Genomic DNA, 9,746 nt, shown 5'->3' with positions numbered 1-9,746 from the left:
CCGTACATGCCACGACACCTGAGTTGGCAGTGCAGCCGGAAATCCGGCTGAACTACCTCTCGACGGTGCGCGACCGCGAGATCGCGCTGAGCTCGGTGCGCCAAGCGCGCATGATCATGACCGCCAAGGCGCTTGCCGACTTCCATCCGGAGGAAATCCTGCCCGGTCCCGCCCACCAGTCCGACGACGACCTGCTGCACGAGATCGGCTCGATCGCGACGACGATCTTTCATCCGGTCGGCACCTGCCGAATGGGCGTCGACGATCGCGCCGTCGTCAGTCCCGACCTGTGCGTGACCGGTGTCGAGGGTCTGCGCGTCATCGACGCCTCGATCATGCCGCGCATCGTCTCCGGCAACACCGCCTCGCCCGTGGTGATGATCGCCGAGAAGGCGGCGGACATGATCCGCCGACCTACATGAGCCGGCGGCGACCAGCTATGACCCGGGTATGTCGTAGATCGCCCTGACCTCGACGGTGCCGAGTTCGGCCAGCGGAATGTCGCCGGCGATCTCCAGCGCCTCGTCGAGGCTCTCGGCCTCGATCATGACGAAGCCGAGCAACTGCTCCTTGGTCTCGGCGAAGGGGCCGTCGGTGACCAGTCTTTTCCCGTTGCGCCGCCGTACGCTCTTCGACGTCTTCACCGATTGCAGCGCCTGCGCGATGATCAGCTTGCCTTGTTGGTCCAACGATCTGTCATAGGCCAGCGAATCGGCGTCTAGCTTGGCCGATCCTTCCGGGGTCAACGCATAAAGGCTCTGTTCCTCGCCATAGACCAGGCAGACATATCTCATTCCGATCTCCCGTGTTGTGATGGACCATAGGATGCGGTGATGATGGTGTCAGCCGCGCCTCCGAACGCCGCCGCATGATCGAGAAGGCATGCCGCGATGCCGATGATGGCGACCGCTGCCAGCAGCCGGCCGAAGCCGGAGGGCGGCGGATCGAGCCAATAGTCTTCCTGTCGCCCGGCCTTGTGCTCAGGGCATTTCCACAGCGCGAAAAACAAACCGTCCATGTGAGCCTCCATCCGGCCGCGAAATCCGTGGCCGCCCGTAGGACGGTCGAGTTCGATGGAAGTCGACATTTTTTCGCGCGTTTTTTTTAGAAGAATTTTGGATGCCACCGCTCCAAGAGCGCGGTGGCCTTCGCGCGTGCCCGCGCTATAGTCCTGGGGAACGCCGGCGCTCTGCCGGCGCAACCCCGACGATCAAGGAGGATTTCATGGACCGTACCGCGAACGCCGTCTGGAATGGCAATCTGAAGGAAGGCAAGGGCACGCTCGACTCCCAGAGCGGGGCGCTGAAAGGTACACCCTATTCGTTCAAGGCGCGCTTCGAGGACGAGAGCGGCAAATCCGGCACCAACCCGGAGGAGCTCATCGCCGCCGCGCACGCCGGCTGCTACGCCATGCAGTTCTCGCACTTCCTCGCCGAGAATGGCACGCCCGCCACCGAACTCGACGCCAAGGCGGTGGTGACGCTGGTGCCCGGCACCGGCATCACCGGCAGCGCTCTCACCGTCGTCGGCAAGGTGCCGGGCATCGACGCAGCAAAGTTCAACGAGCTGGCCGAGAAGGCCAAGGCCGAATGCCCGGTCTCGAAGGCGCTCGGCGCCATCAAGGTTACGCTCGACGCGAAACTGGGGTGATTGACGTCGGTCTGCCGGCGCTTGCTCATTATTACAGACGCTGGGTGCTGCCCCTCACCTGCCTGCCGGCGTCCTCTCCCCATATAGTGACGGGGAGAGGGGCGCTGTCACCGATGGTTTCGCCAATCTCCAGCGCTGCAAGTCTTGGCGCCAAAGTCGCGGCCAGCCTCTTTCTCCCCGTTTACGGGGAGAAATGCCCGGCAGGGCAATGAGGGGCAGCCCCGACTTCGGCCCGGATGCGAGACTACTGCATTAAGGCACTACTACCCGCTCAGTGCCTCGAGCTTGGCACGCAGCGCCGCCACCTCCTCTTCAAGCGCCAGCACCCGGGCTTCAAGATCGGAGCCCGATGACGCCGGCGGCTGCCAAGGCGCCGCCGCGACCGCCGCCACATCCACCCGCCCTGCGAGCAGATGCACATAGCGATCTTCGCGCTGGCCTGGCCCGCGCGGTATCTCCTGAACGAGCGCCGGCCGGCGGCCGATCAGCATGTCGAGTTCACCGCGCAGATCCTCGATCGACGAAAACCGCGCCATACGCTCGCTTCGCGCCAACAGCTCATAGGCGGTTTGCGGCCCGCGCAGCAGGAGCAGGCCGACCAAGGCGGTCTGCGGCGTGGTCAGCGAGAATCGCTGCGCCATCTGATGCTCATAGCGCTCCACGCGCGAACCGAACATCTGCCGCACCAGCCCCTTCTGCTCAAGCAGCTTCAGGGCCCGATGCACCTCGGTCTGTTCCAGCGCCATCACCGGCTCGCGCGCCGTCTTCTGGTTGGCGGCGGCAAGCGCTGCATTGAGCGTCAGCGGATAGACGTCCGGCGTCAATTCCTTCTTCTCGATCAGGCAGCCGAGCACACGCGCTTCGGCCGGAGAGAGGATGGGAAGGTCTTCGCTCATTGCCGTTCTGCCTCCCGACGATAAAAGGCCGTTGCCAGGGCGCGGTTGTAGGCCTGCCGAGCCTCATCCCGGACCGAACCGGCCAAGTTCATTTCGTGATGACCATAGCGCGCTTCCAGATAGCGCGCGATCTCGACCGGGATAGGGCCGGTCCCCAGCTCGCGTGTCTCACGTTTCCTGTCGATCAGCCGGAGGATCTCCTCGCCTGCTCGTGTCGGGATCACCGTCTCGGCCAGGCAGTCGAGCATGCTCATCGGCGGCAGGCTGGCAAAGCTGCGCTGTTCCATCCAGTCGAGCGCGACGATCGGACGGATGAAATAGAACAGCTTCTTGAGCTTCACCTCGCCGGCGATGCTGCCGATTCTGGCGACATGCGAACGCGCGAGGCCGAGATAATGCCGCGAAACCCTGACCGGGTCGACGATCTCAGCAAGCAGGTCGAGAAGACGCTGCCGGAAGCCCGGAACTTCCTCGTAGACGATTGGCGATTTCGCCCATTCGACAATGACGGCGTTGCCGCCGAGCGCCAGCAGTAGCGCCTTGCGCAAATCCCAGCCGCCGGCGTCGATCTCGCCCTCGATGGGGAACTCGATCACGTCGCGCGCCTGCTCCAGCACGAGGTGGTCGGCGACCGGGCGGACGTAGAGGAAACGGCAATCATAATCGCTGTCGGGAGACGGGAAGCCCCAGGCGCGGCTGCCGCTCTCGATGGCGAACAGGACATTTGCCCCTTGCGCCCGGGCCATCTCCAGCCGCGCGCGGATCGCCGTAATCACTTCCGGCGCGAAATCGTCAGGCAGCGGCTTCATTCGCAGCCTAAACTCGCCGCTCCACCATCATCTTCTTGATCTCGGCGATCGCCTTGGCCGGGTTCAGGCCCTTGGGGCACGCCTGCGCGCAGTTCATGATGGTGTGGCAGCGATAGAGCCGGAACGGGTCCTCGAGATTGTCGAGCCGCTCGCCCTTGGCCTCGTCGCGGCTGTCGATCAGCCAGCGATAGGCTTGCAGCAGCACCGCCGGGCCGAGATAGCGGTCGCCGTTCCACCAGTAGCTCGGGCAGGAGGTCGAGCAGCAGGCGCACAGGATGCATTCGTAGAGCCCGTCGAGCTTCTCGCGGTCCTCATGGCTCTGCAGCCATTCCTTGGCCGGCTCCGGCGACACCGTCTTCAGCCACGGCTCGATCGAGGCGTGCTGGGCGTAGAAATTGGTGAGGTCGGGCACCAGGTCCTTGATCACCGGCATATGCGGCAGCGGATAGACTTTCACCGCGCCGGAAATGTCGTCGCAGCCCTTGGTGCAGGCGAGCGTGTTGGAGCCGTCGATGTTCATCGCGCAGGAGCCGCAAATGCCTTCGCGGCAGGAGCGGCGCAGCGTCAGCGTCGGGTCGATCTTGTTCTTGATGTAGAGCAGGGCGTCGAGCACCATCGGCCCGCAATCGTCCATGTCGACGAAGTAGGTGTCCATGCGCGGGTTCTCGTCGTCGTCCGGCGACCAGCGGTAGATGCGGTATTCGCGAAGATTGGTGGCGCCTTCCGGCTTCGGCCAGGTCTTGCCCTGCTGAACCTTCGAATTCTTGGGAAGCGTGAGTTCGACCATTACCTGCGGTCCTTTCGGATGACGAGCTTCAGCCCGGACCAGATTTCGTTCACGGCCGCGACCTTGACGTCGACCAGGTCGCGCTTCAGCGCCTCGGCGCGGATGACGTCCTCGGTGACGTCGGTCGCCACCTTCGACGCCTTCTTCGGCCATGAAACCCAGACCATGCCGTCGCGCTTGATCGCCGTCTCGATGCCGGCAAGGCCGTCCTCGATCTCGGCGCGCCGCCGGGTGAAGGCATGCACGGCATCGTATCTCTGGCGACCAGAAATTTCCGACCAGTCGGCCAGCCGGTCGATCGCGGCAAAGTCCACGGCTCCGGCAAGATCATCCAGCTCCGGCGGCAGCGCGATGAAGGCGGCGACCATGCCGTCCTTCAGGCCGAGCTTGGCCGGAAGCGGGGTGCCGGAATATCCCGTTGCCGCCAGCGCCATCGTCAGTACACCCTGGCCTTCGGCGCGATCTTGGCGAGGCTGATGCCGCCGTCCTTCTCGGCCAGCAGCGGCTCGGTGTGCACCGGACGATAGGTCAGCGTCACCTTGCCGTCCTCGCTGAGATGGGCCAGCGTGTGCTTGCGCCAGGCGGCGTCGTCGCGGGCCGAGAAATCTTCCCGCGCATGCGCGCCGCGGCTCTCCTTGCGCGCCTCGGCGCCGTAGACCGTGGTGATGGCGTTGGCCATCAGGTTTTCGAGCTCCAGCGTCTCGACCAGATCCGAATTCCAGATCATCGAGCGGTCGAACACTTTTATGTCCTTGAGCTCGCCCCAGATCTGCGAAATGCGCTTGCAGCCGTTTTCCAGCGATTCCTGTGTGCGGAACACCGCCGCGTCTTCCTGCATCGCCTTCTGCATCTTCTCGCGAAGCACCGCCGTCGGCGTCGAGCCGTTGGCGTGGCGAAGCCGGTCGAAACGGTCCATGATCTTCTCGACCGAGGCTTCGTTGGGCGCCGGGATCGCCGACTTGCGGTCGATCACCTGGCCGGCGCGGATCGCCGCCGCGCGGCCGAACACGACGAGATCGATCAGCGAGTTGGAGCCGAGCCGGTTGGCGCCGTGCACCGAGGCGCAGCCGGCCTCGCCGACCGCCATCAGGCCTGGCGACACCTTGTCCGGGTTCGCGGCCGTCGGGTTGAGCGCCTCGCCCCAGTAGTTGGTCGGCACGCCGCCCATATTGTAGTGCACCGTCGGCAGCACCGGGATCGGATCCTTGGTGAGATCGACGCCGGCGAAGATCTTCGCCGACTCCGAGATGCCGGGCAGCCGCTCATGGAGCACCGCCGGATCGAGATGGTCGAGATGCAGGAAGATGTGGTCCTTGTTCTTGCCGACGCCGCGTCCCTCGCGGATCTCCAGCGTCATGCAGCGTGAGACGACGTCGCGCGAGGCGAGGTCCTTGGCCGACGGCGCGTAGCGCTCCATGAAGCGCTCGCCCTCGGAATTGACGAGATAGCCGCCCTCGCCGCGCGCGCCCTCGGTGATCAGGCAGCCGGCGCCATAGATGCCGGTCGGGTGGAACTGAACGAACTCCATGTCCTGCAGCGGCAGTCCGGCACGCGCGGCCATGCCGCCGCCGTCGCCGGTGCAGGTATGCGCCGACGTCGCCGAGAAATAGGCGCGGCCGTAGCCGCCGGTCGCCAGCACCACCATCTTGGCCGAGAAGCGGTGGATGGTGCCGTCGTCGAGGTTCCAGGCGACGACGCCGGTGCAGGTGCCGTCCGGCTCCATGATCAGGTCGAGCGCGAAATACTCGATGAAGAACTGCGCGTTGTTCTTCAGCGACTGGCCGTAGAGCGTGTGCAGGATGGCGTGGCCGGTGCGGTCGGCCGCGGCGCAGGTGCGCTGCACCGGCGGGCCGTCGCCATAGTTCATCATGTGGCCGCCGAACGGCCGCTGGTAGATCTTGCCTTCCTCGGTGCGCGAGAACGGCACGCCGTAATGCTCGAGCTCGTAGACGGCGGCCGGCGCCTCGCGCACCATGTATTCCATGGCGTCGACGTCGCCCAGCCAGTCCGAGCCCTTGACGGTGTCGTACATGTGCCACTGCCAGGAGTCCGGGCCCATGTTGGAGAGCGAGGCGGCGATGCCGCCTTGCGCCGCCACCGTGTGCGAGCGCGTCGGGAACACCTTGGTGATGCAAGCGGTGCGCAGGCCCTGCTCGGCCATGCCGAGCGTGGCGCGCAGGCCGGCGCCGCCGGCGCCGACGATCACCACGTCGAACTTGTGATCGACGAAAGTGTAGGCGGAATTGGCTGATTTCGCGTCCTTGGCCAAAATGTCAGCCTCCGAATGCCAGTTTGAGCAGGGCGAAGAGCGAGGCGACGCCGACCGCTACGGAAAAGAATGTGTTGAGCGCAATCAGCGCCAGCTTCATGCCTTCGCCATGCACGTAATCCTCGATGATCACCTGCATGCCGAGCCGCATGTGGTAGAGGCCGGAAATCAGCACCAGCGCCAGCACCAGCGCCACGAACGGATTGGCGAGCGCCGTCCGCACTTCCGTGTAGCCGTGGCCGTTGAGCGCGATCAGGAAGCCGACGAAGAACAGGATCAGCGGGATGTTGGCGATCGCCGTCAGCCGCTGACGCCAGAAATGTGAAGTGCCCTCGCGGGCCGAGCCAAGGCCGCGGACCTTGGCCAGCGGCGTGCGCATGTCGGTGTTCTTGCCGCTCATGGTCAGGCTCCCCGCGCCATGTAGCCGGCGATCCAGATCAGCAGCGTGAGCAGGATCGAGCCGGCCAGTGTCGCCCAGGCGATCTTCGAGGCCGTGTGCTTCTCGAGCCCGGCGCCGGTGTCCCAGACCAGGTGGCGTACGCCGCCCAGCATGTGGTGCATTAGCGCCCAAGTGTAGCCGAACAGCACCAGCCGCCCCAGCCACGAGCCGAAGGCCCAGTTGACGAGATCGAACGTGGCCTCGGAACTCGCCGCTGCCATCAGCCAGAGCGCCACCAGCAGCGTGCCGAAGTAGAGCGCACCGCCGGTGATGCGATGGATGATCGACATGGTCATTGTGATCGGCGGCCGGTACACGCTCAGGTGCGGCGAAAGCGGCCGTTCACGTCTGGCAAATTCGCGGGTGGCTGGTGATTTGCTCATGGCTCCCCCAGTTCGGCGTCTCCTGGAGCCTCAGCGGAAAAGCGGCATTGCCGTTCCCGGTTGCGACTTCGGACAGCCGGTTTCTAATGCTCTTTTTGCACCGCGTCAAAGCCGGAAAATCGTTTTGGAAACGTCATTTAGTCTGAAAAAAGGGCCGGCTTTTGCTTCAATCGATTAGGGCGCGTCCGAAAGCCGGCGCAATGGTTCGCTGCAGTGCGGCATGTCGATGAAGATTGCCTACCTTCTGCAGGTGAGCGGCGTCGACCCCTTCTTCATCAGCAGCGCCTCGCGTCCGTCGATCACAACTGCGTCATGCGTCGTCGCCGCTTGGTAGCGGCTGCTCTGGTTGGCGGGCGACGCCGCAAACTCCTCTGTCCAGCCATCCGCCCCTGCCACACGCAGCGACGTGCCGAGATTTTGGATGGAGATCACTGAGCCATTGCATTTGTAGGTGGCCATGCCGACTGCCGATCGCGGCGCAGTGAGGTCGGTGGTGATCTTGGCTGCGGATGCCGTTGCAGGCGCAGGCGGCGCGGCGGGTGCGGTGGCCTGCAGAGCCGGAGCGGGAGAGATCGCTGGCGATGCCGCCTTGGGCGCGCCGTCCTGCGGCACACAGGCCGCTGCTGCAGCGAGCAACGGAGCAAGGAGCAATCCCCGAACCAAGCGGCGTAACGCCATGTGCTGCCCCTCCTGTGCGCGGCACGCTAGCCACGATGTCGTTCCTGATCAAGCTCACCCGGCTCAAACGGCTGGTCGAGGTGGCGCGATGCTGCGGGCAAGCATGGCCGAAAGATGGCCACCCCGTCGGCCGAAATTAACCATGTTTGTTAAAGTCTGGCCGCGAAAGCGGGCCGGCTCTTAACAAAGGTTAAGAAAAGGTTAATTTCCGATTCGAACAGGCTCCAGACCGAAACGGTCGAAGCAACCGGAGGGTGCCATGCGTTCGAATTCGAGCAGACTGCGCCTTGCGGCGCTTGCGCTGGCGGCACTTGCCGTCGGCTTCACGGCGCCGGCCGAAGCCGGGCTGCGCCACCACGACCGCGTCTATGCCGATTCCTTCGGCAATCTCGTCATCGACAGCGCCGCCGGCTACAAGCGCATCATCGTCGGCGAAGGCAGGCACGCCAAGGAGCTGTCGAACTTTACCAGTGCCGGCGAGCCCGACGTGATCTACGAGAACGAATCCGACGAGACCGTTGGCCGCGGTTGCTACCAGCCGCCGGTCTTCATCAAGGGCCGCTCCTATATGTACGGTCTGTCCGACGGCGAAATGCCGAACCTCAGCCCCTGCCGTTGAAGAAAGCAGACGCCTGCCGCCCGGCCGGCCCGGGCGAGACGCGCACGCAGTCGCGGCCGCCGCCCTTGGCCTGATAGAGCGCCTCGTCGGCGCGCCGCAACAGATCGGAAAAGCCCTCGCCCGCGCCGAGTTCGGCGACGCCGAAGCTGGCGCTGCAGCGATGCTCGGCCGGCAGGCTGTCGATCGGCAGGGCGCCGAACGCGCTGCGCGCGCCTTCGGCGAACAGCCGCGCGGCCGCGAGATTGGTGCCCGGCAGGATGATGGCGAACTCCTCGCCGCCGATGCGCCCGGCGACGTGATGGTCGGCCGCCGCCTCGCGCAGGAAACCGGCGAAGGTCTCGATCACCCGGTCGCCGCAGGCGTGGCCGAAATTGTCGTTGATGCCCTTGAAATGGTCGAGGTCGGCGATCACCAGCGCCACCGGAACGCCACGGCGCGCGGCGTCTCTCAGGGTGATTTCGGCATGGCGCTCGAAGCCGCCGCGGTTGAGCAGCCGGGACAGGGCGTCGGTTTCCGATTTCGACGTCGCCTCGGCCAGCACGTCGCGCACCAGTATGGCCAGCGCAAGCAGCGCTAGCGCCAGGCCGAACACGGTGCCGAGCGATTGCGACACCAGCGCGTAGCTCGTCTGCACATAGGACTGCGGGTCGGCGCCGCGGCCGCCCAGCGCATGCGCGATGAAGGGCTTGGAGGCGAACTGCAGCGCGCTGGCCGTCAGCACGCCCATCAGTATGGTGTCGAGCCGCTCGCGCCTTTGCCTGGACGACCAGACGATGCCGAGCGCGGTGAACTGCATGACGGCGTAGGGAAGCTGATAGGCCATCATCGCGGTCAGCGACTGGCGCGGCAATTCCTGCACGAGATAGACCCCGACGGAAGCGATGGCCAGGAAGAGCAGCATCGGCCACCATGGCGGCGCCACGCCGTATTTGTGGGCAAGGCCGCCATTGAAGACGATGGTGGCGCCGAGGAAGACGGCAAAGGCGGCGACGACCGGGAGCCGGGCATTGTCGAAGGCGGGGATGACGAATTCGAGGGCGAAATAGACCATGCCGATCATGTAGCCGAAGGCCAGCCAGCGCGCCGACACCCGGTTTTTGTCGTAGATGGCGATCGTCATGAACGCCGCCGCCAGCAGTCCGGCGACGAACAGGTTGATCACGAGTATGACGTCCGCGCTGCCCATGGTTCAAGAACCCCCGCCGACAGCAAAGCA

General features: G+C 65.1%; 14 protein-coding genes. 3 read left to right on the top strand and 11 right to left on the bottom strand.

The genetic code is table 11. The annotated features are described in order from the left end of the window. The coding region (locus tag EN745_RS22285; RefSeq protein WP_245487790.1) for a GMC oxidoreductase at window positions 1-422 on the top strand (422 nt) is incomplete at its 5' end. A gap of 15 nt (window positions 423-437) precedes the next feature. Here the strand turns inward: EN745_RS22285 and EN745_RS22280 are convergent. Next, window positions 438-794 carry a YciI family protein gene (locus EN745_RS22280; protein ID WP_126057487.1) on the bottom strand — a complete coding sequence of 119 codons (357 nt, stop codon included), beginning with the start codon at window positions 792-794 and terminating at the stop codon, window positions 438-440. Beyond that, window positions 791-1,126 carry a hypothetical protein gene (locus EN745_RS22275; protein ID WP_245487789.1) on the bottom strand — a complete coding sequence of 112 codons (336 nt, stop codon included), beginning with the start codon at window positions 1,124-1,126 and terminating at the stop codon, window positions 791-793. Before EN745_RS22275 ends, EN745_RS22280 begins: the two co-directional genes overlap by 4 nt. Window positions 1,127-1,224: 98 nt before the next feature. On the opposite strand from EN745_RS22275, the gene EN745_RS22270 reads away from it, so the two are divergent. Next, on the top strand, window positions 1,225-1,650 hold the full coding sequence (locus EN745_RS22270; protein ID WP_127422263.1) for an OsmC family protein: 426 nt from the start codon (window positions 1,225-1,227) through the stop codon (window positions 1,648-1,650). Between the two features lie 263 nt (window positions 1,651-1,913). On the opposite strand, the gene EN745_RS22260 is transcribed toward EN745_RS22270, so the two are convergent. From EN745_RS22260 to EN745_RS22225, 8 genes are all read right to left on the bottom strand, one after another. Beyond that, window positions 1,914-2,546, bottom strand: coding sequence for a DUF480 domain-containing protein (locus EN745_RS22260; protein WP_127422262.1), 633 nt, complete (start codon window positions 2,544-2,546; stop codon window positions 1,914-1,916). Beyond that, window positions 2,543-3,355, bottom strand: coding sequence for a nucleotidyltransferase domain-containing protein (locus tag EN745_RS22255; protein ID WP_189363123.1), 813 nt, complete (start codon window positions 3,353-3,355; stop codon window positions 2,543-2,545). The genes EN745_RS22260 and EN745_RS22255 overlap by 4 nt, the downstream gene beginning before the upstream one ends. Window positions 3,356-3,362: 7 nt before the next feature. After that, window positions 3,363-4,142, bottom strand: a complete 780-nt coding sequence (locus EN745_RS22250) for a succinate dehydrogenase iron-sulfur subunit (protein WP_126057484.1) — start codon at window positions 4,140-4,142, stop codon at window positions 3,363-3,365. Beyond that, entirely contained in the window at window positions 4,142-4,576 is a 435-nt protein-coding gene (locus EN745_RS22245) for a DUF3052 family protein (RefSeq protein ID WP_127422261.1), read from the bottom strand. The genes EN745_RS22250 and EN745_RS22245 overlap by 1 nt, the downstream gene beginning before the upstream one ends. Window positions 4,577-4,578: 2 nt before the next feature. Further along, on the bottom strand, window positions 4,579-6,411 hold the full coding sequence (gene sdhA / locus EN745_RS22240) for a succinate dehydrogenase flavoprotein subunit (protein ID WP_127422260.1): 1,833 nt from the start codon (window positions 6,409-6,411) through the stop codon (window positions 4,579-4,581). Window positions 6,412-6,415: 4 nt separating this feature from the next. After that, on the bottom strand, window positions 6,416-6,811 hold the full coding sequence (gene sdhD, locus EN745_RS22235) for a succinate dehydrogenase, hydrophobic membrane anchor protein (protein WP_126057481.1): 396 nt from the start codon (window positions 6,809-6,811) through the stop codon (window positions 6,416-6,418). Window positions 6,812-6,813: 2 nt separating this feature from the next. Continuing rightward, window positions 6,814-7,233: a succinate dehydrogenase, cytochrome b556 subunit gene (sdhC, locus tag EN745_RS22230; RefSeq protein ID WP_126057480.1), complete on the bottom strand. Its 420-nt coding sequence runs from the start codon at window positions 7,231-7,233 to the stop codon at window positions 6,814-6,816. Window positions 7,234-7,470: 237 nt separating this feature from the next. Then, the gene (locus tag EN745_RS22225) at window positions 7,471-7,911 is read right to left on the bottom strand and encodes a hypothetical protein (RefSeq protein ID WP_127422259.1); all 441 of its coding nucleotides are present in this window, start codon (window positions 7,909-7,911) and stop codon (window positions 7,471-7,473) included. 259 nt (window positions 7,912-8,170) lie between these two features. Here EN745_RS22225 and EN745_RS22220 point away from each other — a divergent pair, with 259 nt between their 5' ends. Continuing rightward, on the top strand, window positions 8,171-8,530 hold the full coding sequence (locus tag EN745_RS22220) for a hypothetical protein (RefSeq protein ID WP_127282073.1): 360 nt from the start codon (window positions 8,171-8,173) through the stop codon (window positions 8,528-8,530). On the opposite strand, the gene EN745_RS22215 is transcribed toward EN745_RS22220, so the two are convergent. Further along, a complete protein-coding gene (locus EN745_RS22215; RefSeq protein WP_127422258.1) occupies window positions 8,514-9,716 on the bottom strand; it encodes a GGDEF domain-containing protein in 1,203 nt (400 codons plus the stop codon). The two genes, EN745_RS22220 and EN745_RS22215, sit on opposite strands and share 17 nt — an antisense overlap. Window positions 9,717-9,746: the final 30 nt, after the last annotated feature.

This window comes from Mesorhizobium sp. M4A.F.Ca.ET.022.05.2.1, assembly GCF_003998845.1.
Classification (GTDB): Bacteria; Pseudomonadota; Alphaproteobacteria; order Rhizobiales; family Rhizobiaceae; genus Mesorhizobium.
This window is presented reverse-complemented; position numbering and strand designations above follow the sequence as displayed.

Coding starts and splice junctions, on each gene's coding strand:
- EN745_RS22280 (WP_126057487.1), bottom strand. CDS start 794: ATGAGATATGTCTGCCTGGTCTATGGCGAGGAACAGAGCCTTTATGCG.
- EN745_RS22270 (WP_127422263.1), top strand. CDS start 1,225: ATGGACCGTACCGCGAACGCCGTCTGGAATGGCAATCTGAAGGAAGGC.
- EN745_RS22260 (WP_127422262.1), bottom strand. CDS start 2,546: ATGAGCGAAGACCTTCCCATCCTCTCTCCGGCCGAAGCGCGTGTGCTC.
- EN745_RS22255 (WP_189363123.1), bottom strand. CDS start 3,355: ATGAAGCCGCTGCCTGACGATTTCGCGCCGGAAGTGATTACGGCGATC.
- EN745_RS22250 (WP_126057484.1), bottom strand. CDS start 4,142: ATGGTCGAACTCACGCTTCCCAAGAATTCGAAGGTTCAGCAGGGCAAG.
- EN745_RS22245 (WP_127422261.1), bottom strand. CDS start 4,576: ATGGCGCTGGCGGCAACGGGATATTCCGGCACCCCGCTTCCGGCCAAG.
- sdhD (WP_126057481.1), bottom strand. CDS start 6,811: ATGAGCGGCAAGAACACCGACATGCGCACGCCGCTGGCCAAGGTCCGC.
- sdhC (WP_126057480.1), bottom strand. CDS start 7,233: ATGAGCAAATCACCAGCCACCCGCGAATTTGCCAGACGTGAACGGCCG.
- EN745_RS22225 (WP_127422259.1), bottom strand. CDS start 7,911: ATGGCGTTACGCCGCTTGGTTCGGGGATTGCTCCTTGCTCCGTTGCTC.
- EN745_RS22220 (WP_127282073.1), top strand. CDS start 8,171: ATGCGTTCGAATTCGAGCAGACTGCGCCTTGCGGCGCTTGCGCTGGCG.
- EN745_RS22215 (WP_127422258.1), bottom strand. CDS start 9,716: ATGGGCAGCGCGGACGTCATACTCGTGATCAACCTGTTCGTCGCCGGA.